We start from the raw sequence: 24,347 nt of genomic DNA, 5'->3' as shown, positions 1-24,347 counted from the left end.
CCCTCATCTAACAGAATCGCTGAACATCTGTTTTTCATCGGGAATGATAATCGTCGCAACCACTCTATCGCCTGAGCCATTCCCAATAAACAAAGCAGCCTCTGGACCATAAAATCCCTGTAGACGTTCGCGAATATTAGCCAGTCCGGTCCCGGTTCCGTATGTTTTGGAAGCAACCGCCATCATCCGGCCATCATTGGCGACCACGAGTTTCAGGCGACCTGCTTCTCTCGTCGCGCAGATAGCAATGCAAACCGGCGCGCTAGAACGGGCGACACCATATTTAATTGCGTTTTCAATAAGTGGCTGGACAATTAGGACGGGTATCTTCCATTCACGCACGACGTCATCTTCAATATGCACATCGAACTTCATACGATCGGGGAAGCGCACCTGCTCAATCTCAAGATATCGAACCTGCTGTGCGATTTCTCGCTCTACGGTGATTAAATCACCGCTATCATCTTGCAGAACCCAACGCATATAATCCGCCAAGCTATCCACAAGTTGCCCTGCCTGTTCATTTTTGCTGTCAATGACCAAGCTACTGACCGAATTGAGGGCGTTGAATACAAAATGAGGGTTTAGTTGATAGCGTAAAGCCCGCATTTCGCTTTCCCGGTTCGCGCGTTCCAAATTCTGCCTATGGGTCAATGCGACTTGACTGTTACGACTATTGACCATGGCCAGATAGAGCCCGCCCCAACCAACCAAAATAAGATAATTGACGAAAGCCATATCGGAGAAATGGGACAACGCGGAATTCGGTGAGATCCCATGGGCTATACTGATATAGTCCAGCACCGGCATCGGATAGGCTAAAATCAAATTGGTTAGATAAACCGTTCCGGTGGCCATAAAAATCGTCGGAATCGTTAGTATAAACACCGCGCCCGCAGGGCGTTCGCCTATCACCGCAAGCAACCGGTATAACGCCCAGGTAACCGTAACCGAAATAATCGCCGTTACCAGATAATCCTCTAGTGTGTGGAGGTGATCCGAAGCCCCCCATAAGACAACCCGTAATGAATTGACGACAAAATATCCGGCCCAAACACCGAAAATACTCTTTATCGCTAGATCAATATTGACCGGAAATATCCGGTACCAAAAGGGTGACAGAGCAAAAGAGAAACGATCAGAGGCCAGTATGATTCGCGAATCCATGATATTTATTCCGTTGGAGCGGCCGTTTAACCTCAATCACTATTTTTTACCGCATCGCTTTTTACAAGAATCCGATTAAGACCGCGTTCGGTGCGCCAGTAGGTGGCAAAGCTGGCTAGCCAATGGCTGCCGGAATAATGCGGAGTACTTACCGACTGTTCCCCTGTCTCACCGTGCAATTTTGCAGCGGCCAGCAATGCCGCTTTTCGCTTGTCGCCTTCGGGCAGAGCCGTCGCTATACCTTCCAAAGCCCAGGCGCGCGACAGATTAACGCCGTCTAGATGGACCAATTTCCCATCGGTCGGGTCGTTTACAATGCCCACCGCCAGCCAGTCACTATTGCCGTCTTCTGGGATTTCGGGCAAAAAATGGGTCAGCCAATCGGCAAATTCCGTTTCAGACATTACGCGGCGCATCAGGTCTGCCTCCATCAGACACGGAGAGAGGAAATCTTCACCGGACGGTTCATAGCCTAGCGGACAATTGCGATCATCCCGATGAAAGGCGAGGCTTTTATCAACAATTAGACCCTCCATCTCCTTATCTTTGCTAATCCGGGCCCAATCCAAAAACAGGCCAAAGGCAAAGGCCGATTGATTATGCGTACCCAACCGGATCGGATAAGCGAGCTTTGGAACCCATGCCCTGATTCGATCCACGATAACCGTTTCCAACGGCGTCAGCCGATCCAGCCATATTTTTGCTTGCTGCGCCTTAGCACCCTTACCCGCTGCGATTTCCTTTAATTCCGCCGTCAGTTGCAAAAACCATGCAAGACCATAAGGGCGTTCAAAGGAAGCTCGATCTGCACCATTGAAATAGGCGACTTCCCCGGCGATATTTTCAGCGGTAAAATTATTGGACAGAGCGGCCGCGATCTCGTCTTCCATTTCCGGAACAGAACCTTGCCCCCACAAACGTGTCAGCAACCAATGGCCGTGGACAGAGCTATGCCAATCAAAACAACCGTAAAAAACCGGTGTCAATTGTGCTGGCTCACGCACATCTTCGGCGCTGCTTAAGACGTGACTGATCTTATTAGGATATTGTCGATTGATACAATCCAGCGCGATCCGTGCATAAGCATGTTCCGGTTTGCGCGGGGACTGGCCATTATCGGCGGGATCGGGAGCAACATTTTTGCGCTCGAAATAACCCTGTTCTGACTTTTCCTGTTGCCCATTATCGTCATTGACAGAACAGGCCGAAACCATTGCTGCGGCTAGAATTACGGCATGAAAGCGTTTAAGCATATATCACTCCCTCAATAACTCCCCCCGCTTAGAGAGAATTTGACCAGATAGCAAAACGCTATAGTGCAAATATCCAATAGTCATTTCCCGGTTCCAACTCCGATTCTCATTATTTTAGGACCGACTTATCGCAAGTTCACCAGCAATATTTCTGACCGGCAGCCCCATACGGCATATTACAACGATGACACTCACGGCGAGCATCGGCTTGCTGACAATGTTCATCGTTGATTTTGTCGATCTGCTCTACATCGCCCAATTAGGTGACAACGGCCTGACTGCCGCGATGGGCTTTGCGGCCACCATCCTGTTTTTCGGGACTGCTTTCAATATCGGACTGATGATCGCCGCAAGCGCGCTGGCAGCACGCAAAATCGGTCAAGGTGATTCCGACTATGCACGCCGGTACCTTACCAACATATTGACACTCAGCATGTTGATGATTGTCCCACTGGCAGTCATATTCTTTGTTTTTGCGCCACAAATATTAGAACTTGCGGGGGCAAGCGGAACAGTGAAAACCGCAGCTACCGGTTATATCCGGATCGTCGCTCCATTTATGCCGTTCAGCGTAACTGCCATGGTGTGTTCAGGCTTTTTACGGGCGCATGGTGCCGCGCGGCGTGCAATGAATGTTACGCTGAGCATGGGCATTGCTAATGCAATACTCGATCCGATTTTTATCTTTGGCTTCGATCTCGGTATAAATGGCGCCGCAATGGCCACTGCCTGCGCAGCGATCGTATCCTCAATTCTTGCTGTTTTTCCGATCATCAAATTTTATGGCGGCTTTCATCGGCTCTCTTCCACTCTGTTTCGTGAGGATTTGAAGCCGGTAATGGCAATCCTGTTGCCATCGATTCTGACAAATGTGGCAACGCCCGTTGGCGGCTTTATCACTTATCGTTTTATCGCCAATTATCCCGATGAGGTCATAGCCGGATTTGCGGTCATGGGTCGGCTAGTACCCGTCGCCTTTTGCCTGCTTTTCTCGCTTTCCGGCGCGGTCGGGCCGATTATCGGGCAAAATTTTGGAGCATTGCAATTTGACCGTATTCGCCTGACTATCAAGCAAGCCATAGCCTTTGCGCTCGGTTACACCTTTCTGGTCTGGCCGCTATTGCTTGTTTTAAGTGATCCGATTAGCGACCTGTTCCACTTGCAAGGAGAAGGGCGAGATGTCTTCTGGTTTTTTGCTGCCTATCTGACACCATTATTCTTTTTCAATGGTTTGTTGTTCATTGCCAATGCCGCCTGCAATAATCTGGATCGCCCTGCATGGTCGATGATTACAAACTGGTTGCGCAATACCATTGGGATACTTCCCTTTCTGTGGATTGGCGGTTTGCTTTACGGTCTTAAAGGTATTGTGATCGCTCCGGCAATTGGCGGCGTAATATTTGGGCTGATCGGCTTTGCCATGGCCCGCCATCTGGTAAACATTCAGGAAGCGAATCACATTTCACGCTAATTTAAACACTTTCGCAGATTTTTTGGCGACTTGACTGTAGCTTTTCAACAGGCCCATTTTATTAACTATATCGACACTTTTTTGGTTAAATGACGGAATTGCTGCATTAACCAATTAACGGTCAGCTTTACCATGTCCCATCTTGAAACAGGTTAGTTTTGCTCCGCGATAAACCTGAATAAAGGCTGTATTTCAGTGCTTCCAGCCCGATTGGGTCTATTCAGGTGCTTCAGAAATTACATTGCGTGTTCCTCCTCCCTACGTCCCGCAGCTCGGCGGTGGTGGTTTGGCTGTTGCCGGACCTGCAGGATATCTATTGTCACCGTCTCCCCATCCAGAAGCCGCGCCGATTAATACAGACACACAATATCAGCCAAAAATATCGGAGCAAGATGCAAAGGAACCATGCATTAATGCTGCAAAACAGGCTTCCAATGACAAACCCTCTTGGCACCTGCCACGCTGGCTGATGCTGAATGTTCGGGAACGCATCTTGCTAGGGGTATTACTACTCTGCACGATACTCGTTCCCACAACTCTACCGCAAGCAAGCGTCGATGCGCATCAAATGAGTCTCAGCGATCCAGACCTGCAACCGGTAGAGCGAGCGGAAGAAAATTTCGCTGGTTCCGCATTTTATTTTATCGATCCCGGCTATGCGATCCCACAAAATTACGGCGCACTTGCCATTGATCCTCTCGCGGAACCGGGAGATGGTTCGCTGAACGACAGCGAGAGTGCCCTGACTGCCGGCAGCGATCACACTGCTTCCGCCCATTTAATCCAGCCCATTTCTTTTAAGGCCTCCGCAGTCGACAACGGACGGGCGCTGCAATGCTTAACCTCTGCTATCTACTACGAAGCAGGGCTAGAGCCTGATGCCGGCCAACGTGCGGTTGCACAGGTCGTGCTGAACCGGGTGCGCCATCCCAGCTATCCACGCACCGTTTGCGGTGTGGTTTTTCAGGGAAGCGAACGGACAACCGGATGCCAGTTTTCATATACATGTGATGGGTCGCTACGCCGCACGCCCTCCAGTTTCCATTGGAAACGGGCCCAGAATGTTGCCGCATTGGCGCTCGCCGGCCGAATCGCATCGCCTGTTGGCACTGCAACCCATTATCACACCACCGAAATCTATCCTTATTGGGCGCCGAGCCTGCGGTTTCTGGGTACAATTGGTGCCCATCGCTTTTACAGCTGGAAGGGCAACGCGGGCAAAGCCAGCGCATTCAACCAAAGCTATCTCGGCAATGAACCCCTTCCTGCACCCAAGCCGCGCAAATATGATATTGCTACGGCATCTTCGCTCGACCCCATTACTCTTGAAAAAGCCTATGAAGCCGGACGACTTAAGGCTCAGGAAGAAGCCCAGAAATCTGAGAAAGCGGCTGCGATCATTGCAGATAATGCCCGTCGGCATAGCTTGCCAGTGCCGGCGATTAACACAAGCGCGCCGAAAAGCTATCAAGCGCCTAGCTACAGCAAAGAAGCGCTCAAAAAAGGTGGCGAGAAAGCCTTTGCGGGTCAAAAATTACCCGATATGAGCCAAATCAAACCCGAATATCGCGACGCCGGTAGCTGGAAAGAAAAGACCGGGAGCTAACGGCCTCAAATAAGGGTTGAGTAGTTTCGCGAGCAACCAAACGGTGCTTTTTCTTGCCATTTGCCTTGAAACGGGCCTAAGGCCACCCGATTTTAAGTGAAAGATATTGGAGTACGCTCATGGCGACGAATTGGACGCCGAACGGTTGGAGAAATTTTGAAGGGCTGCAAATGCCTGATTATCCCGATGCTCAAAAGCTCGCGGATACTGAAGCGCTGCTTGGCACTTATCCACCGCTGGTGTTTGCCGGCGAAGCTCGAAGCCTGAAGCAAGATCTTGCCGAAGTCGCAGAAGGAAAAGCATTTCTGCTGCAAGGCGGCGATTGTGCGGAAAGCTTTGCAGAATTTCATCCTAACAATATTCGCGACACGTTTCGGGTCATTCTACAAATGGCAGTCGTACTCACCTATGCGTCGAAAATGCCAATCGTCAAAGTTGGCCGCATGGCCGGGCAATTTGCCAAGCCACGTTCTGCACCAACAGAAACGCAAGATGGCATTGAAATGCCTAGCTATCGCGGTGACATTATCAACGGCATTGAATTTGAAGAAAACGGCCGTCAGCCGGATCCGGACCGTATGGTTCGTGCGTATAACCAAGCTGCGGCAACGCTTAATCTGCTACGTGCATTTTCAACGGGTGGCTATGCCAACCTGAAAGAAGTCCATGGTTGGACCCATGATTTTATGAGCCGTAGCCCTTGGGCCAAAAAATTCGAAGAAATGGCCGACAGGATTAGCGAAGCGCTTTCCTTCATGGAAGCGTGCGGTATCAACTCTGACACCGCACCACAATTGAAAGCGACCTCTTTCTACACCAGCCACGAAGCCTTGTTGCTCCCTTATGAGGAAGCATTGACGCGGCAGGACAGCCTGACCGGCCAATGGTATGATACAAGTGCTCATTTCCTCTGGATTGGTGATCGGACCCGGTTTGAAGGTTCTTCGCATGTCGAATTTCTTCGCGGCATCGGTAACCCTATCGGCATGAAATGTGGGCCATCCTTGAAAGCGGATGATCTGTTGAAAATGCTCGATACGCTTAACCCAAACCGGGAAGCGGGCCGTATGACACTCATTTCCCGCTTTGGTCATGACAAGGTGGAAAGCGGACTTGCTCCCTTGGTACGCGCCGTCAAACAGGAAGGCCATCCGGTTATCTGGTCATGCGACCCGATGCACGGTAATGTTATCAAAGCGGATAGCGGTTATAAAACCCGGCCCTTTGAACGCATTCTTGCCGAAGTTCGCGGATTCTTTGCTGTCCACCGTGCCGAAGGAACATTTGCGGGCGGCATCCATTGCGAGATGACTGGGCAAAATGTAACTGAATGCACCGGTGGTGCCGTTGCGATTACCGATGCAGCACTAGGCGATCGTTACCATACGCATTGCGATCCTCGTTTAAATGCGGCGCAATCACTGGAACTGGCGTTTCTATTGGCAGAGATGCTCAATCAGGAACTTTCTGAACGCGCTCGCGAAGCAGCCTAAGCAATGGCCGAGAAAATCAAACCGGAACGGATGCGGCCAGAAGATTATGCAGGGGGAAGCTCAACGATGAGTCGCGGCGCGACCTATGTTCGCAAAGAAATTGTCAGCAAGGGTGTCGGCTTCGGCAGCGCCCTTGCCATAGCTATTAGCTTTACGACGCATAAATCGATATTTTGGGCGATAATCCATGGATTTCTTTCATGGCTCTATGTCATTTATTATGCGCTAACTCGCTAAAAGTGTCGAAACATAGAAGGCGGAGCAGTTTGCGTACAGGCGGCCTATTATCGTGACATTTTGAGCCGATGCTATTATTGACATAACAGGTCACTAACGAGCCTGAGGACTGTTATGCGTCGTCTTACCATCCTAATGATCCCAATTGTTGCAATAGCCACTGGTTGCAGTGGCCCAATCGAAACCCGGATTCAAACCCAGGTGGGTGACGCTATTACAGCGCAAAAAATATATAGCTTCGCTGCCCAGCCCGAACAAAATAGCGAAGCTTATATTAAGGCGCGAAAGTTGGTAACCGATGCGCTAACGGCTAGAAGTTTTGCGGTCGCCGACCAGTCCCCGATATTGGTGAATATTGCTCTGGCAAGCCGCCCCGCATCCATTGCATTGTCGGCGGGTGAAGGTAGTGATCTTAGCAAAATCGCAGAACCAAAGGAGCGTAAACCGCTACAATTCTGTGAAGATATAGAGCATCGCCTGACCCTAAATATGGTCAACACTGCTGACGGTTCAAACCTCTATTCCGGCACCGCCGCCGAATATCATTGCAAGGGGACCATCGAACAATCTCTACCGTATCTGATCGACGCCGCTCTATCTGATTTAGGGAATGGAAACCAAGGCAATAATATCAAAACCCACACACGTGGGGGCATCGAATAGGTCCCTTATCAGACCGTTTCTGCCGGATCCGGGGCCAGCGGTAATAATATCGTGAACCGCGCACCTCCCCCCCTAATATTTTCTGAACGGATGGAACCGCCATGGCGCTCTATCACCGCCGCAACAAAGCTAAGCCCCAATCCCGCGCCTTTTACGGCCCCTTTTGAATCACCATCATTACTCGCAAACTGATCAAATAAATGATCCACCATTTCCTCTGCAATTCCATTGCCTTGATCTGTAATAGTCACAGAAACAAAAGGCTGTTTATCCAAATCAATATTGCGCAAAAGGGTGACAATTTCGCTATTATCGGGACTATATTTGATAGCATTATCAATCAGATTGGCGAATGATCGATACAGGCTAGATGGCTCCCCAATGATAAAGGCGCCATCAGATTGATCAATAACCGTGGACTTAATGCCCCGTTGTTTGGCTAGCGGCCACAAGCTGTCATTGGCCTCAATCACCAGATCGGACAGCAATATTTCTTCACCGGAAAAATCGCTCGATTTTATCCGCGCCAATCCAACAAAATTGTCCGCCAGAGCCAAGGTCCGGCGTGCATGACTTTCGATACGCTTATTGGTATCTGTCACATCCTGACTATCAAGAAGGGCCAATATAGCTGCCTGCGGTGATCGCATGTCATGTGACAGCAGTTGAAGCACCTCTTCGCGTTCCTGCGCTGCATTGGCGACCTCGGTGATATCAGCAAGATAATGGATATGACCGCGTAATTCCCCTTCGTCTGTAACGACCCTAGCCCGGCGCATCGCGAAAACCTCATCGTTCAGCGAGGTAAAATCGACATAATCATGCTCTCGCATTTTCTGATCAAGCGCCAGATAGTCTTTCACATCGTTCAAATCATCCGGAGAAACAAAACGGTTCAGCATGTCATCAAGAGCCAGATCCTGTATGCCATCGTCGACACCTGTCTGCGCCAGCTTATTGACGAATTTCACTTTTCCATCGAGATCCGTGATGAACATCGGATCCGGAAGATTGGTCAATGCGTCAGAAATGAACCGGCGTAGATCACGCATATGTTGTATTGCATAGGCCAGTTGTTCTGCTTGTTCCGTGATCAAATCAGCCGGACCAACTTCCCTCCGCAAGACTGGTACATCAAGCGTTTCCGATCGGTAGCTTTTCAGTTCTTCATCCATAAAATCGCTTGTCGCTTGCAACCGCCGCCATCCCCAAATCGGATAGACCAGACCAAGACCAACGAGCGCTGCGCCGGGCGCAAACCAGATTTGGAAGGAAATGAGAGCTGCGCTGGTGACTAATATTGTCACGATCAATCCGACCGAGACGAAAATCGTCGTGCGGGGACGTAGGCGCCAAAAACCGATTAGCAATATCCAAGTCGGTATCAGCGATAATATGATTTGTGTGCTTAAGGAAACAGGCTTGATAAAATTATCGGCCATGATGTCATTCAACATATTGGCCATAATATCGACACCGGCCATGACGCCCCCGTCACCCAATGGCACGGGATGCTGGTCACCCAACCCTTGTGCTGTTGCTCCTACTAATATGATCTTGCCCTTCAAAAAGGCTGCCGGAATTTCCCCGTTCAGGGCCGCAGCATAAGAGATTTGGGAAAAAGCGCCCCGCGCTGCATAGGGCATGAGCAAAGGCTGCTGACAATTTTCCTGACGTCCATAAACAGCAGAATTACTACCATTTGCCGCGCGGTAAGCCTGCTCCATCAAATGCGGCCATGTGCTGTGGCTGCCATCAATAGTCCCCACGAAGCAGAGTGATGTCCGGCGCACTACACCATCGCGGTCAAAAAGCAGATTGACGTGACCCAAAGCGCTTGCGGCCTCTTTAAACAGTGGGATTGGCTCCTTGATGTCAAAATCCGCGCCATTCCTGCCGGGAAAGATAAAGTGGAGCGGCAAGAGCAGATTCTTGTTTTTAGCTGCTGCTTCAGCCAAAGCCATGTCATCCTCTTCAGCGCCAGGCTCGCTCAGCAAGATATCAAAGGCCACTGATTTTGGCTGTGCTTCAGCTAATATATTCAGCAATCCGGCATGAATATCCCGTGGCCACGGCCATTTTCCAAGAACCTCCAAGCTGTCTTCATCAACCGCAACGATTAGTATTTCTGCGGATGCCTCTGGCCGATCATATTCGGACAATCGATCATAAAGTAAATTGTCGAAACCAGACAGGCTATTCCAATAGGTCAATGCCGCAACGATTAGGGACGCCACCAGTGCTACACCGGCCCATTCTATTCCCAGACGTTGGCGTAGTTTCATTGAAGTCGGCTCTCCAAATATGGTCAAAGGCGGCCGAGCATAGCCTTAGCAACCAAATCTTTAGCCAGCCACCGTCAGTTTTTCGAAATCGGTCCATTTCTCGAAAACTTCACTATCGGTCGGGTCTGGTGAATATTGGGATACACCGACACGCCAGTAATATTCACCGTCGGGAAGGTCGGACAGGGTTATGGAATCCTGAGTTAATCCCGCTTCATCAACCATCGGCAAAGCATTTTTATTGCCCCGCACTATCTGAAAACGATAAACGCGCTTTCCCTTACCTGCCCCGGCCCATTTAAACCGATAGCCAAAATCGCCTTCACCAGCGCTGCCGCTCAATGTGCTCAATTGACGCTTGAAAGAATAGGTCGCTGGCATGCCTTCAAAACCATCTTGACCGATAGCAGTTGCTTTCGCAAAGTAGCGGCCATCTTCGATGCTCGGTAAACTAATATTCGCGCTATCACTAAGCTGTTCCGTCACCACATCAACAAAGCCAGCATCTGAAGAAATGATTATACGATAACCGGAAACCGCAGCTCCCGATGCCACGGTAAATCGCAATGTCTCTTCCGATTGGACCTTGGCTGGATCAACCAGTTCAGGGGGCGCTAGCAAATTTGCCGTTGCCAGATCGCCCGTAACCGTTGCCGCCGCGCCAGTGCCTGCCGGAACCGATACCATCTTGGCGCCGTCAATGCTGGCCCCCGCAGCGACATCCACTACACCCTCGACAGTTTCGGAATAAGTAGTTCCTGTCGTTTCATCAACCCGGGTCCGGTAATCTGTGCCCCGGACAGCTGAAACGGCGACCGGTGTCCGGACGCGATACCGGTCATGTTTCTTATCAAAGGGAGTGATTTTGGAACGCATCCGGCCGCCATCAACCGCAAGCTCATAATCCACACTGTCAGTTAGTAGAATATGCCGCAAACGGGTAATACGCATCTTGCTATTGGACGGCATGGAAATACGCGATCCATCCTCCAGTTGAAGCGTCAGGAAACTCCCAGCCGCTGTCGCCAGCCGGCTACCCTCGGCAATTTCCAGACCTTGCACGGGCGTTAGGGTTCGCTGACCAGAAGCGATGGTAATATTACCCCGAAAAGCACTTAAGCTGGCTTCGCTCGGGCGGTATTTCAACAACCGGAATGGAAACACCACCGATTTTCCGACGGGAATGAAACGTGGATTCGCGATGCGATTGAGCCGCTGTACCGCGACATAGTCGGAAGGTTTACGCATATATTTTGCAGCGAGACCAATCAGGGTATCGCCGCGCTTGAAAACGTAGTCCACCCGGGCATTATCCGCCGAAGATTGGGAGAAGGCAGCGTTAGGAAGGACAGCAACAGGTACCAATAAAAGGAATGTTGAAATCCGTAAGCAAGTGAAATATTTCCGCTTCGTGATTCCAAAGTCCATCTTCATATCCCGTTGCTAAGTGTCTCCAATCTGTAGCCATAACCGAAAACTGTGAAAATCCGAAATCCGTTCTCTGGCGTCAGTGATAATTTTGAACGAACACGAGATACATGCATATCAAGTGTGCGAGTCGCAAGGTGCGCGTTGGTGCGCCACACCGTTTCCATGATATACCGGCGCGACAAAGTGCGATCACGGTTACGGAACATCAAATCAATCAATTCAAATTCTTTAGCGGTCAATGCCACTTCATTTTGATTATATCGAACTTTTTGCTCAATCCGATCGAGTATATAATCCCCATATTGCGCGGTTGTCTCCATCGCAGTAGAACCACTACCCCGCCGAAGCAGCGCATTTATCCTTGCAGCGATCACAGCCGGATCTTCCGGTTTCGTGATATAGTCATCGGCCCCCGCATTCAAGGCGTCGCTGATATCTTGCTTAGCGGTTCGGCTCGTCATCATAATGACGGGTGGACGATCATCAACTGCACCATCAATCCATTCGAGGATTTGCATTCCGGTTTTACCTGGCATGTTCCAATCAAGAATGACCAAATCAAAAGTGTCCCGCAGCAAAGCAGTAGTCAAAGCATTGCCGTCAGCAAAACCGACAAACACATGCCCCTGACCTTCTATAATTTTGCCTAAAAAATCGACGATCTCTCGATCATCATCTGCTATCGCAATGCGCATACATGTTCCCCGGTAACGAATAGCAATTCACCAATTGCTGCCGCTTTTTATAAATTTCGAACCCCGGAACTGTTTACCTCTTTGTTTAGGGATTTTACCAGTCCCACAGTATCTAATTTACATACCTTTACATAAACGGCCACAAATTTAGTCGGAAATGCAGGGAAATAATGAATGACTTAAGGAATAAAATCTTCATTTCGAAGTCAGCAGGCAGGGAACTATCATATTAAGCTGACAATATCTGTCCTACTGAATTGCTATATCCCCATTAGTCGGCAGTGCTCTAAATTACGAGTACCCGAGCAAAAACACGCCGCCGCAAATCCGAGCCCTCTAACAGCGGCCCGTTACAGGCAAACAGGCACCTGTAACCGCATTGGCTTTGTCCGACAGCAGAAACCCTATCACGTCCGCTAACGATTTTGTTGATACCCAGTCACTGAACTTCGCATCCGGCATATCTTTTCGGTTCGCCGGTGTATCTATAATAGATGGCATCACGGCATTCACCCGAATGCCATTGTGCAGTTCTTCTTTTGCCAAAGCTTCTGTGAGCCGCATAACGCCAGATTTGCTAGCTGCATAAGCCGCCATTCCGGTATCCGCCCGTACAGCCCCGTTTGCAGCAATATTGACGATCGCGCCGCCGTCTTTTCTCAGATATGGCAATGCAGCAGCACATCCATTCACGGCAGTCTGTACATTCATAGCATACATTCTGTCCCAACTATCCAGACTACCATCGGCTATAGTTTCCCAAATAAAACCTCCGGCGACATTGACCAACCCCGACAAACTACCTGCTTCTAATACGATAGCCTCAAACGCAGTCCTCACAGCATCAGCCCGAGTCAAATCAACGCCCGTTTTCGATAGGCCCTGACCAGCGTCGGCAATCTCGCTCGCCAAATCGACGGCAGCAACACTGTACCCAGCCGCACTCAGTTCCTTAACAACTGCTTGGCCCAATATTCCAGCTGCGCCTGTAACAATGATCATTCCAACGCTCCAATATAGATAAAAAAATCAAGGCCTGCCAATCTCACAAACCTTAGCCTTGCCTGCAGATAACAGGCCGTGCTGAAGTCCTATAAATCAATAGCGATAACTACAACCACAAATGACATGGACAATACGCTATTATCCCGTGCGACCGAGCACAAACGACGATGTCGGGACAGCTTTGGATATTGCATTTAGATAATTTGTTGAAAATTGGTTGGGGTGGCAGGATTCGAACCTGCGCATGGCGGCATCAAAAGCCGCTGCCTTACCACTTGGCGACACCCCAATATTGACCGCTTCATTCGTCAGCGAAGGGGCCTAATATCCAACTTACCTCAAAGGAGCAAGAGGCAGTTACAGCTTATTTTAGAAGAGCCTTTTTACCCAGCCATGCTTATCTTCGGTAAGACCGCGTTGAATATCCACTAACCGCATCCGTAGTTTTTCCGTCAATTGCCCCGGACCACCGCTGCCAATGGTAAATTCTCCGCTTTCCGAACGTACCGTTCCAACAGCAGTCACGACCGCAGCGGTGCCGCACGCAAAGGTTTCTATTAATTTTCCACTTGCCGCATCTTCGCGCCATTGATCGATGGAATAGGGCTCTTCACTAACGGTTAGACCTTCTTCACGGGCTAAAGTTATGATTGATTCCCGTGTGATTCCAGGCAAAATCGTGCCGCCTAACGGCGGAGTGATCAGACGCCCATCATCCATGACAAAGAACAGGTTCATTCCGCCCAGTTCTTCCACCCAGCGCTGCTCTGCGGCATCGAGAAATACTACCTGATCGCAATTCTGTTCAATCGCCTCAGCTTGGGCCACCAGACTGGCGGCATAATTGCCCCCGCATTTCGCAGCACCGGTACCGCCAGGAGCGGCGCGAGAATAATGTTGCGACACCCAGATCGTAATTGCCGATGCTCCAGCCTTGAAATAGGCGCCAACGGGGGATGCTATAACCATGAACAGATATTCTTTTGCGGGACGCACACCCAAGAACACTTCGCTGGCGAACATGAAAGGCCGCAAGTAGATAGACCCGCCTTCGGCAGAAGGAAACCAGTCGCGATCAATCTCGATTAGTGTCTCAACCGATTTCAGAAAAATTTCTTCCGGCAGTTCGGGCATCGCCATCCGCCGGGCTGACGCCTGAAAACGCCGCGCATTTTGTTCGGGACGGAATAAAGCGGTGGTGCCATCGGCAAGCCGGTAGGCTTTCATACCTTCAAATATTTCCTGTGCATAATGCAGCACCGAAGAAGCCGGGTCCATCGGAATGGGGCCGCGTGCCTGAACCTTTGCATCATGCCAGCCCTGCGCTTCATTAAAGCGTATCGACACCATATGATCGGTAAATATATTGCCAAAGCCCGGATTTATTAAGACCTGAGTCCGCTCAGCCTCCGGCACGGGTGCGCTGTGCTTTTCGACCAAGATTTCCAGACTATCATTGTGCGGCATTTTTAGTCACTTTCACGGGGCTTATGGGACGGCTGTGATACCGTTTTCAGTTTAACTTGCAATCACCTAAACTGCATGTCAAGATACGTCAACATGGCTGACATATCCCGCTCATCTGCTTCTTCTGGAGCCTCGCCGCTTTTCCTTCGCGAGGACGAGATCAGGCGTGGGATAGAACTTCTATATTTCGGCTATACTCGTCTTACCAATGCGATAGATCAAGAGCTTGCGAAACAGGGTCTCGGACGGGCGCATCACCGCGCGCTTTATTTCATTGCGCGCCAACCCGATTTGACAGTCGGGGAATTGCTCCGTTTACTCGCAATAACCAAACAATCTTTGGGACGGGTATTAAAGGAATTGCATGATCGCGGTATGGTCGTGACTAAAACTGGTCCGGTGGATCGACGTCAAAAGTTGCTGAGCCTGACAGACAGTGGCGCGGCATTGGAAGCAGAATTATTTGCGCAACTACGAGTGGGCCTATCAACGGCCTATGTGACAGCAGGACAGGAATCCGTGTCGGGTTTTTGGCATGTGCTCGAAGGCCTGATCCCTGAATCAGACCGCCAGATGGTGTTTGACCTCCGCAGCGATAAGGGCTGAGTTTCAAGCGAAGCTTACAACGCTTATGGTGCACCAAGGCTCCAAAGTTCACACAAACCACACCCTATCGCGCGCCGGTGAAAGCAATGTTTGGCAATCCTAACCATATCGATATTCAAAACTGAGAAAGAGCGCTGCAATCCTATCACAGCGCCCTTATTGTAGGAAAGCTTAGGCCTTTGCTTCTTCCGCCATTTCGCGGTTCCGCTCCATCGCAGCCTTCAACACATCATGAAGCAACGCATTTACCCGTCCGTCGGCATCCAGCACGTCAAGGCCTTTGCGCGTGACACCATTGGGGCTTGCCACCTGATCCGCAAGCGGGCCGGGGCTGACGTCAGATGCTGCGGCAAGCGTTGCCGCCCCATCCACCATTGCCACCGCAAGACGCGCAGCCTGTTCCTTGTCCATTCCTAGCCCCGCAGCCGAAACCGCCAACGCATCGATGAACCGAAACACAAAAGCAGGACCAGAGCCCGATAATGCGGTTGCAATATGCATCTGTCCTTCATTCTCTAACCATTCGGGCTTCCCCAAAGGAGAGAATAGCTCGTTCATCTGATTCTTCAAATCAGCATCATCGGTTTCGCTAATCAGGATCATCGGTGACTTGGCAACTGTAACCGCCATATTAGGCATTAACCGGATGACTTCACCGGCCTTCGGGAATGCTTTCCGCAAAATGCCGAGTTCTGTTCCCGCCAATACCGACACGATGCGGCTATTGTCGCTAACTCGCGGTGCAAGCTCCGCCGCCACATCATTTAGCTGATAGGGCTTCATGGCCAACAACACCAGATCAGGCGATGGCCCTTCGGGATAATCGGTTTGGGATTGCAATCCACCGGGAAGCTTGGACACATGTGGCTTAATCACTGTGACCTTGGCAGGGTCCAATCCCTGGTCGAACCATGCTTGGAGAATCGCTCCACCCATATTGCCGCAGCCGACAAACCAGATGCTGTTAAGACTCTCTCCAATCACGCTATATTCTCCATTTTGAGCTTCACCCACATTTCAGGCTTCGCCCTGTGTATCAATCATCGCATGTTCTATGGCATCCTGCGGACTTTTGTCGCTCCACAGAACAAACTGAAACACCGGATAAAAACGTTCCCATTCGTCAATGGCCATATCGACCACGGTCTGTGCCTGATTGAGGCCAAGCATCCCGCTACCACCCAACATGATCGCGTGGCGAAATAATAATATATTATCATTGGACCAGAGATCGAAATGCCCCAGCCAAAGTTGCTCGTTAATCAGCCCGAGCGATTCATATATCGCCATTTTCTTGTCTTCAGGCACACGGATATCGGGCAGCAGCAACAATTGCAGGACATGATCCTCATTGCGCCAAACCGCACGCAATTGATAGCTGGTCCAATTGCCCTTAATCTCTACCGTGATTTCTTCTTCACTGACATGATTGACCGACCAGCCACGGGCTTCAAAAAAAGCAACCAGCATATCAACCGGCGGCGCTTCCTCCTGATCAAGCTCAGACCACATATCGTCAAGCATCACGGTTCCAAATCATTTGCATCATTGGCGCCTGTAGTGGCCCACCCCATCATGCAGGGCAAGGCAACCCTATGCTTTCACAGATATTGTTTGTGGGAAGACTGTGGATAATCGGCCGAAATGTGCACGACCAAAGCGGCCGTCCCGTCATCGCGCGAAAATTAGTTCGCGGATTTTGGCGGGGTCACTTTCTTTGCAGCCGACTTCCGTACAGCAGGCTTTTTCGCCGCTACATTTGCGGTGGTCACCTTACTCGCTAACGGTTTCGTCGCACCGGATTTTTCTAGAGCATCCAAGCGTTTTTTCAGTGAATCCGCTTCGGCGCGAGCCTTTGACGCCATTTCCTTGACCGCTTCAAATTCGTCACGCGAGACAAAATCCATCCCGCCAAACCATTCCTTCGCGCGCTCGCGTGCGCCGGCTTCCGCTTCACGCCCAACACCGGCAACAGTACCTGCAAGCCCGTTCAGGACTTTGGAAATATCGTCGAAAAATCTGTTCTGGCTTTGCATGTCTTTACTCCATACTGGGGATCTGGATGTGGTTATTACAATATTATATTTGGGTACTCGCCGCCGGCACGACAAGAGTTTCGGCACCGGGATTGAGATCAACAATCTGTTTGTTCAATATTCCGGCGAAACATAGCCACGCCAGATAAGGAACCAGCAACCAGGCCGCCGTTTTGCGAATGCGCCCGAAAACCAATGTAGTTACAAAGGCGAGCGCGAAGATTGTGATGAGAAGCCAGAATGCGGCAGATATTTGATGCATGCCAAAAAATAAGGGCGACCAAGCGAGGTTCAGCGCAAATTGGGCCAAAAATAAAATAATAGCGAGACCGCGCAGCGGCGCCCCGCGCGCGTGCAATATCATCGAAAGGGCGATACCCATCATGATATATAAGATCGTCCAGGCAACGCCAAACATCCAGCCCGGTGGCTGTGCATCGGGTTTTACCAGCGTTTGAAACCAACGATTTTCTTCTCCTGAGCCCGCGATTTGGCCAGATAGAAATCCTAATAAGACGACCACCGGAACAACAAATAAAATCCAGCGCAATAATGACATGCGCAATTGGCCTTTGGATGCGATTTGGTTCACGGCACATTCCCTTAACCTAATAGTGCCCGGGGCCCGTCTGCAGACGTTCAGGCGAATCATGCAGCAGAAAACTGATGCAATAACCTCGGTTCTTAAGCAATGTTAAGCCCCTTTGCCAGAGCGTTAGCCATATGATTACGGGACTTACGGTTATGATTCCCGATATGGGTCGTTATCTTCGCCTGATGCTTGGCATTGACCAATTAAACCCCATGTTAGAAACACGGCTTGATAGCGCGCGGAAAATTCGTTGTGCGCACAGCCTCCAACAGGATTGTCGCCCCTAGATCGGGCTGCTAAGGGCATTGCTTATGAGTGAAATTACCAACGATAATGCCTCTGAACTGACGCCTTCAGAGGCTGACAAGCCTTCGGCCAAGAAACTCGGAAATTTGCGGATGGTTTGGGATCGGGCCATTTGCTACCCGAAACAGATTATATTAGCAGGCTTGGCGCTGTTGATCGCAGCAATGGCGACTCTGGCTATTCCTTGGGGCTTTAAGTCGATCGTCGATGAAGGTTTTTCCGCCGAAGGCGGGGATGTAGCGCCTTATTTTCAAACACTTTTGGTTATTGTTGCGATATTGGCAGTTGCGACCGCTTTCCGCTTCTATTTTGTGAGCTGGCTTGGTGAGCGGGTGGTTGCGGATATCCGTCTGGCCGTCCAGCGGAATTTGCTGCGCCTAGCGCCGGGCTTTTTTGAAGAGAACCGGCCATCGGAAATTGCGTCACGGATGACATCCGACACCGCGATTATCGAACAAACCGTGGGAACGACCGTATCGGTCGCCTTGCGCAATATGGTTATCGGAATAGGCGGGATTGCGTTCCTGTTCACCTTAGCGCCGACGTTGACCGCAGGATTATTGCTGGGCATTCCGGTTGTTATCTTGCCGATCGTTTTCATTGGCCGAAAACTTTCAAATGTCTCGCGATCCAGTCAGGACCGCGTCGCCGATGTCGGTGCAATGGTTTCAGAAACATTGGGCGCCATGAAAATTGTCCAGGCTTTTGGTCAGGAATCGCGTGAGGCGGAAAGATTTGGCGGTGCCGTTGAGAGCACATTCGATACAGCAAAACGCCGGATTCGGCTGAGAGCCGCCCTAACCGCTGTCGTCATTGCACTCGTCTTTACGGGCATTACTCTGCTGATGTGGCGTGGAGCCATGGGCGTAGCCGACGGAAGCATTTCCGGAGGTACTATCGCTGCCTTCGTTCTGACCGGCGGACTAGTGGCCGGTGCCTTTGGTGCGCTGACCGAAGTTTATGGCGATTTATTACGGGCCGGCGGTGCAGCAGGACGTTTGGCCGAATTACTATCCGAAGAACCGGGCATTGCCGCGCCGACTTCTCCGATTGCCTTACCCGAACCACCGCGCGGACAGATTTCTTTTGATAATGTGACATTTGCTTACCCCACGCGCCAAGATACGGCAGCGCTCAAAAATTTCTCATTGACGGTATCGCCCGGAGAAACCGTTGCGGTTGTTGGGCCGTCTGGCGCAGGCAAATCAACTTTGTTCCAGCTCGCTCAGCGTTTTTATGACCCACAAGGGGGCACCGTGCGGATAGACGGTGTTGCGCTACCATCTGCTGATCCCGCTGATATTCGCTCTCGCATGGCGCTGGTGCCGCAAGACACAGTGCTTTTCGCTGCCTCTGCACGGGATAATCTGCGCTACGGCAAATGGGAAGCCACAGATGACGAGATTTGGGCCGCAGCGCGCGCAGCCAATGCCGAGAAATTCCTGCTCGAGCTCCCCCAAGGACTGGACAGCTATATGGGTGAAGCAGGCACACGGTTATCGGGTGGCCAGCGCCAGCGGGTCGCGATTGCCCGCGCACTTTTAAGGCACACGCCGATATTATTGCTGGATGAAGCAACATCGGCACTGGATGCTGAAAGCGAAAAACTCGTTCAGGATGCATTAGACCGTCTGATGCGGGACAGAACGACTATTGTCATAGCGCACCGCTTGGCCACCATCAGGTCGGCTGACCGGATCATAGTGATGGATGACGGTCAGATTGTCGAACAAGGCGATCACGACAGCCTGATCACCAAAGGCGGACTTTATGCCAAGCTGGCCGAGTTGCAGTTTAACGGCGGTGAACTGTCCAAGCCAGCCATCGCTCTGTAAAGACGGATGATCCATCCGCCAATAAGCGGGGCTGCGTAAATGCTATGCGTTGAGGTTAGACGCCGAGGAGTAAGATTATATGCTTACCCAAAGCCACCGACAGCAACGATGGGTGCCTGACCGGCTGCCGGTGGGCCAGCCATATTGACCAACCCGCATCGAAACCGATAGATTTCGACCCATTGAATTCACGTTGAATCCATTATCATTTCGTACCGTGAAGCGACAAATTCTCTGACCAAATAGCTTCCGGTGGGCACCACAAATAAAAAGGGCGACGGATCGCTCCATCGCCCTTTTATAAAGACTATCGCAACTACTAGTTCGGCAAACGTGCTGCCTTACCGAAGTTGCCATATTGTTCATTACCAACAAAACCAAATTTGCTGACACCGCTATGCTTAATTTCAGCTAACACACGGTCCACCGTCAGATACGCACTGACAGGATCGGGCTGGAACTGAAGTTCAGGTTCAGGAACCATTGATTTGGTTTGCGCCAAATAGGTTTTTACCTGATTAAGGGTTACCGGCGATTCATTCCAAAGGATCTGGTTGGTAGGCGTGATGCCCAACCGGTTTTTCACAGGATCAATCGGTGGTGGATCTTGGTTCGTTGGATCATCCACAGGCAAGTCCAGTTTCACCGCGTGGGTCTGGACCGGAATTGTAATGATGAACATGATGAGGAGAACGAGCAAGACGTCGATCAACGGCGTCGTGTTCATTTCCATCATCGGCTTACCATCATCGCTGCCGCCGCTCATGGCCATTATTGCGTCTCCTTAAAACTCTAAAAAATATGCCGTATCAGGCTATTCAATTACAACAGGTGTCGACAAGAACCCAACCTTGGCAAAGCCAGCGCGTTGCATGGTATAAATAGCCCCGCCAATGCACCGGTAAGGTGTGTTAATATCGCCGCGGATATGCACTTCAGGCATATCTTCGGGAGTCATATTTTCGACACCACCAAAAGATTCAATTTGATCTTCCAACTGCTTCACAGCTCGCTGCACCAACTCAGTTGAATCAACCGGAGTTGTGTTCCAATAGATCCGGCAATTACCGCCGGGATTAGCACCTGAATAATCAGGATCGCCAGGGTCGCGCCCTGCGGAGTCCGTGGTCGTAACTGCGAGCAGAACATTTTCCGGTTTTGTTGTCGTCACTTCAAACGGCAGAACCGGTAGTTCCAGCTCCACTGTCTGGATCACAACTGGAACAGCGATCAAGAAAATGATCAGCAAAACCAGCATGACGTCCACCAGCGGCGTCGTGTTAATGTCCGATAGAGGAGTATCTATTGCTCCACCGCCGTCCCCAACATTCATCGCCATAAGCTTCAATCCTCTCAAAAATATACTTCATCGAAAAGCAGGTCAAACCTGCTCGTTCGAAAATCAGGAGCGGCCAAAGCCGTTTGCAAGAGCCATTTTCAGAACTCCGGCAAACCGGCTTTGGCTAAAGTCCTATTTCTTTACGGCTGGCTTCGCAGTTGCAGCAGCGGCTGGTTTCGCTGGAGCAGCTTTCATGGCTGATGGGCGAACAGCGCCGTCAGATGAAATATAGCCAAGAACGTCATTTGAAAAGTCGCTCAGATCTTCTGCGATACGTTTGTTGCGGCCCTGCAACCAGTTATAGGCGAGAACGGCAGGAACAGCCACACCAAGACCCAGTGCGGTCATGATCAATGCTTCACCAACCGGACCAGCAACAGCATCGATAGATGCCTGACCAGCGATACCGATTTTGATCAGCGCGCGATAAATACCGATAACCGTACCGAACAGACCGATAAATGGTGATGTTGCGCCAACCGTTGCCAACCATGGGAGACCAGTAGCCAGTTTCGAGTTGATCAATCCTTGCGAACGATTCAGCGAACCGTGGAGCCAATCATGCGCTTCGACAGGGTCTGTCAAACGAGCATGATCTTCTTCAGCTTTGATGCCATCATCGACGATTTGACGGTAAGCACTATTCTTGTCGAGCTTCGCTGCGCCCTCTTTCATGCTGTTTGCTTTCCAGAAAGATGCACGTGCAGTTGCACCCTGCTTCATAACTTTGCTCTGCTCGAACAATTTAGAAAACAGAATGTAAAAGGAAGAAACCGACATAATAGCCAGAATAACAAGAACGCTCCAAGCAATGACGCCACCTTGTTGCATGGATTCCCAAAAACCAAATGCGCTTTGCGGTGCCGTTGATCCAGCAGCAGCTAAAATTTCAATAAACATTATATATTCCCCTCAAGGATAGATTAAATTTCGACAATAGGTTTTGCAGCGGATTGGGCAAAAGTCCGTTCCGCCGCAGATTGATTTATTTAGGTATCTGCCAACGGACCCGACTGGACCAAGAAGCAGCGACCGGATTGCCTGCGTTATCGAGAGCTGGACGGAACCGGGCTCTACGCTGGATGTTCTTACAGGTTGCTTCATCAAGATCGCTGTGGCCGCTAGACCCAGTAACTTGACAATTATCCACCCGGCCATCTGTACCAACCGTAACCCGGAAACTGGTCGTACCTTCGCGTTCCTCACGCAGAGCACGTGATGGATAATCGTTAGCATTTGCCCAGTTGCCTGGATTACCACGAGGCTCAGGGTCCGCCCGCTGCGGCGGAGCCGGTGGGGGCGGCGGTGGCGGTGGCGGTGGTGCAGCAACGACTGGCGCTGGCCTTGGCGGTGCCGTAGGACGCTGCGTTATCACTGGCCGCGGTGCCGCTGGTGGCGCCACGATCGGAGGAGGCGTCACCACTGGTGGCGGTTCAATTGGCTGCTCTGGCGGTGGAGGTGGCTCCTCAATCTCTTCCGGCGGTTCGTCTTCTTGGATATCGATCATATCGAGCTCTGAGGCCACTTTCTTGACCGCATTATAAGCCAGCCCGGTAACCAAAGCATATCCAAACAGCGCGTGAATCAGCACGACAAGAACGATAGAAACTATCTTGCTCGAACTCATAGGTTGTTGGTCAGCATAAGCCATTCAGAAACATAACTCCTTTTCTTCCCTCAGGAATCGCGACCTCGTAAAAGGCCATGTATGACAACTGTTGGAAAGTAACCCACAGCGATCCCTTTGATTCCCCTAACAGCTTTTCGTATCAATGAAAGCTGTCTTAAAAATGTTTTAACGTGGTAGTTCAAGACAGGCAATCGGTTTATGAGTTCAGCATTGATTAAGCTGTCAAAAACGCAAAAGAACACCTATGAACCGGCGCCTAAGATGCCCAAAATTACAGGAAAGTCATGCACAAAATCCCGATCACAATCAGCGCTTTATTCTTTATGATAACAGCAGATTTTCCAGCTTTTTCTCAATCTGATACACCCGCTGATCCATTACAATATGCGGACCTTGCTGACCTAAGTGTTAATGCGCCGGTCATTGCCCACGTTACGGTTAAAAATGCGATCAAAGTCGCCCCCGAAAGGGCTCTGAACGCGCCAGCGGGGACGAGAAGACATTATATTATCGCGACAACGAACGCGTTGATTCGCGGACAAGGCGGGATTCCGGACACGATTCGCTATATTATTGACCTACCTCTTGATGACCGCGGACGCGCGCCTAAGATAAAAAAGAAGTCCTTCATTATCTTCGCCCGCAACCTGACCACGGCCAATGGAGACGTACAACTCGCCGCGCAGGATGCGCAGATTATATGGACTCCGGAAAGGGACCAGCGGGTTCGCTCACTGGTCCGCGAGATTGTTGCGCGCAACGCACCACCTGCGATTACGCGTATAGGGAGTGCCTTTCACGTTTCTGGCACCATTATCGGTGAAGGCGAGACCCAGATTTTCATGGAAACCAAAAGTAACGACCCCGTTTCGATCACAGTGTTGAGCCGCGATGGCCAAAAAAAGGTCTGGGCCGTATCTCTCGGCGAGATTGTTGACGAGGCGGCCCGCGCGCCAATACGAAACAGTTTATTATGGTATCGACTGGCGTGTTTCCTGCCCAAATCGCTGCCGAACGAATCTTTAGCCGGTGTTTCAGGCGAGAATGCGACCCAAGCCCGCCGAGATTATGGTCTGGTGATGCAGGATCTGGGCGATTGTCCTCGCTCCCGTCCGGCAGAATATCGACCAAAATAGGCTATTTCCGTACGAAATTATTCCGATAGCAAGAAAGACAGGCTGGCAATATGATGCCACAGCGCTATTAACTGGGCTCTAACGTCCCATCATA

At 50.7% G+C, this 24,347-nt stretch carries 23 protein-coding genes and 1 tRNA gene; 8 read left to right on the top strand and 16 right to left on the bottom strand.

What is annotated here, in order from left to right:
* Positions 1–3: 3 nt before the first annotated feature.
* Together V7676_RS06950 and V7676_RS06945 are read right to left on the bottom strand one after the other, a co-directional pair.
* Positions 4–1,167, bottom strand: coding sequence for a sensor histidine kinase (locus V7676_RS06950; RefSeq protein WP_335658966.1), 1,164 nt, complete (start codon positions 1,165–1,167; stop codon positions 4–6).
* Between the two features lie 32 nt (positions 1,168–1,199).
* Positions 1,200–2,420 carry a DUF2891 domain-containing protein gene (locus tag V7676_RS06945; RefSeq protein WP_335658965.1) on the bottom strand — a complete coding sequence of 407 codons (1,221 nt, stop codon included), beginning with the start codon at positions 2,418–2,420 and terminating at the stop codon, positions 1,200–1,202.
* A gap of 184 nt (positions 2,421–2,604) precedes the next feature.
* On the opposite strand from V7676_RS06945, the gene V7676_RS06940 reads away from it, so the two are divergent.
* From V7676_RS06940 to V7676_RS06920, 5 genes are all read left to right on the top strand, one after another.
* Positions 2,605–3,891 (top strand): MATE family efflux transporter, encoded by a 1,287-nt coding sequence (locus V7676_RS06940; RefSeq protein ID WP_335658964.1) that lies wholly within the window; start codon positions 2,605–2,607, stop codon positions 3,889–3,891.
* Between the two features lie 241 nt (positions 3,892–4,132).
* On the top strand, positions 4,133–5,497 hold the full coding sequence (locus V7676_RS06935) for a cell wall hydrolase (protein ID WP_335658963.1): 1,365 nt from the start codon (positions 4,133–4,135) through the stop codon (positions 5,495–5,497).
* Positions 5,498–5,616: 119 nt separating this feature from the next.
* Entirely contained in the window at positions 5,617–6,990 is a 1,374-nt protein-coding gene (locus V7676_RS06930) for a class II 3-deoxy-7-phosphoheptulonate synthase (protein ID WP_335658962.1), read from the top strand.
* Between the two features lie 3 nt (positions 6,991–6,993).
* Positions 6,994–7,227, top strand: a complete 234-nt coding sequence (locus V7676_RS06925; RefSeq protein WP_335658961.1) for a hypothetical protein — start codon at positions 6,994–6,996, stop codon at positions 7,225–7,227.
* 201 nt (positions 7,228–7,428) lie between these two features.
* Entirely contained in the window at positions 7,429–7,890 is a 462-nt protein-coding gene (locus tag V7676_RS06920; RefSeq protein ID WP_335658960.1) for a hypothetical protein, read from the top strand.
* A gap of 8 nt (positions 7,891–7,898) precedes the next feature.
* On the opposite strand, the gene V7676_RS06915 is transcribed toward V7676_RS06920, so the two are convergent.
* From V7676_RS06915 to V7676_RS06890, 6 genes are all read right to left on the bottom strand, one after another.
* Complete coding sequence (locus V7676_RS06915; protein ID WP_335658959.1) at positions 7,899–10,175, bottom strand: CHASE2 domain-containing protein; 2,277 nt, start codon at positions 10,173–10,175, stop codon at positions 7,899–7,901.
* Positions 10,176–10,235: 60 nt separating this feature from the next.
* Positions 10,236–11,609, bottom strand: coding sequence for a FecR family protein (locus tag V7676_RS06910; protein WP_335658958.1), 1,374 nt, complete (start codon positions 11,607–11,609; stop codon positions 10,236–10,238).
* Positions 11,606–12,301 (bottom strand): response regulator transcription factor, encoded by a 696-nt coding sequence (locus V7676_RS06905; RefSeq protein ID WP_335658957.1) that lies wholly within the window; start codon positions 12,299–12,301, stop codon positions 11,606–11,608. The genes V7676_RS06910 and V7676_RS06905 overlap by 4 nt, the downstream gene beginning before the upstream one ends.
* A 336-nt stretch (positions 12,302–12,637) precedes the next feature.
* A complete protein-coding gene (locus V7676_RS06900) occupies positions 12,638–13,303 on the bottom strand; it encodes an SDR family NAD(P)-dependent oxidoreductase (RefSeq protein WP_335658956.1) in 666 nt (221 codons plus the stop codon).
* Positions 13,304–13,520: 217 nt separating this feature from the next.
* Positions 13,521–13,595: transfer RNA gene (locus V7676_RS06895), tRNA-Gln, on the bottom strand.
* 80 nt (positions 13,596–13,675) lie between these two features.
* Positions 13,676–14,773: a branched-chain amino acid aminotransferase gene (locus V7676_RS06890; RefSeq protein ID WP_335658955.1), complete on the bottom strand. Its 1,098-nt coding sequence runs from the start codon at positions 14,771–14,773 to the stop codon at positions 13,676–13,678.
* A 93-nt stretch (positions 14,774–14,866) separates the two neighbouring features.
* On the opposite strand from V7676_RS06890, the gene V7676_RS06885 reads away from it, so the two are divergent.
* Positions 14,867–15,379, top strand: a complete 513-nt coding sequence (locus V7676_RS06885; protein WP_335658954.1) for a MarR family winged helix-turn-helix transcriptional regulator — start codon at positions 14,867–14,869, stop codon at positions 15,377–15,379.
* A gap of 171 nt (positions 15,380–15,550) precedes the next feature.
* On the opposite strand, the gene V7676_RS06880 is transcribed toward V7676_RS06885, so the two are convergent.
* From V7676_RS06880 to V7676_RS06865, 4 genes are all read right to left on the bottom strand, one after another.
* Positions 15,551–16,393 carry a pyrroline-5-carboxylate reductase family protein gene (locus V7676_RS06880; RefSeq protein WP_335658953.1) on the bottom strand — a complete coding sequence of 281 codons (843 nt, stop codon included), beginning with the start codon at positions 16,391–16,393 and terminating at the stop codon, positions 15,551–15,553.
* A 3-nt stretch (positions 16,394–16,396) separates the two neighbouring features.
* Positions 16,397–16,903: a YbjN domain-containing protein gene (locus V7676_RS06875; RefSeq protein WP_335658952.1), complete on the bottom strand. Its 507-nt coding sequence runs from the start codon at positions 16,901–16,903 to the stop codon at positions 16,397–16,399.
* Positions 16,904–17,064: 161 nt separating this feature from the next.
* Positions 17,065–17,415 carry an accessory factor UbiK family protein gene (locus V7676_RS06870; protein ID WP_335658951.1) on the bottom strand — a complete coding sequence of 117 codons (351 nt, stop codon included), beginning with the start codon at positions 17,413–17,415 and terminating at the stop codon, positions 17,065–17,067.
* A gap of 43 nt (positions 17,416–17,458) precedes the next feature.
* Positions 17,459–18,007, bottom strand: coding sequence for a TspO/MBR family protein (locus V7676_RS06865; protein ID WP_335658950.1), 549 nt, complete (start codon positions 18,005–18,007; stop codon positions 17,459–17,461).
* 311 nt (positions 18,008–18,318) lie between these two features.
* Between V7676_RS06865 and V7676_RS06860 the strand changes: the two genes are divergently transcribed.
* Positions 18,319–20,148 (top strand): ABC transporter transmembrane domain-containing protein, encoded by a 1,830-nt coding sequence (locus tag V7676_RS06860; RefSeq protein ID WP_335658949.1) that lies wholly within the window; start codon positions 18,319–18,321, stop codon positions 20,146–20,148.
* Between the two features lie 319 nt (positions 20,149–20,467).
* Here V7676_RS06860 and V7676_RS06855 read toward each other — a convergent pair whose 3' ends face one another.
* The 4 genes from V7676_RS06855 to V7676_RS06840 all read right to left on the bottom strand — a co-directional run bounded on the left by V7676_RS06855 (position 20,468) and on the right by V7676_RS06840 (position 23,138).
* Positions 20,468–20,920 carry an ExbD/TolR family protein gene (locus tag V7676_RS06855; protein ID WP_335658948.1) on the bottom strand — a complete coding sequence of 151 codons (453 nt, stop codon included), beginning with the start codon at positions 20,918–20,920 and terminating at the stop codon, positions 20,468–20,470.
* Positions 20,921–20,962: 42 nt separating this feature from the next.
* Entirely contained in the window at positions 20,963–21,487 is a 525-nt protein-coding gene (locus V7676_RS06850; protein ID WP_335658947.1) for an ExbD/TolR family protein, read from the bottom strand.
* 132 nt (positions 21,488–21,619) lie between these two features.
* Positions 21,620–22,387, bottom strand: a complete 768-nt coding sequence (locus V7676_RS06845) for a MotA/TolQ/ExbB proton channel family protein (RefSeq protein ID WP_335658946.1) — start codon at positions 22,385–22,387, stop codon at positions 21,620–21,622.
* Between the two features lie 85 nt (positions 22,388–22,472).
* On the bottom strand, positions 22,473–23,138 hold the full coding sequence (locus V7676_RS06840; RefSeq protein WP_335658945.1) for an energy transducer TonB: 666 nt from the start codon (positions 23,136–23,138) through the stop codon (positions 22,473–22,475).
* 263 nt (positions 23,139–23,401) lie between these two features.
* Between V7676_RS06840 and V7676_RS06835 the strand changes: the two genes are divergently transcribed.
* A complete protein-coding gene (locus tag V7676_RS06835) occupies positions 23,402–24,253 on the top strand; it encodes a hypothetical protein (RefSeq protein ID WP_335658944.1) in 852 nt (283 codons plus the stop codon).
* The last annotated feature ends 94 nt before the right edge of the window (positions 24,254–24,347 follow it).

Origin of the sequence: Parasphingorhabdus sp., assembly GCF_036963805.1 — a bacterium.
GTDB lineage: Bacteria > Pseudomonadota > Alphaproteobacteria > Sphingomonadales > Sphingomonadaceae > Parasphingorhabdus.
Note: the sequence above shows the minus strand (reverse complement) of the source record. Positions and strands in the feature narration are given on the sequence as shown.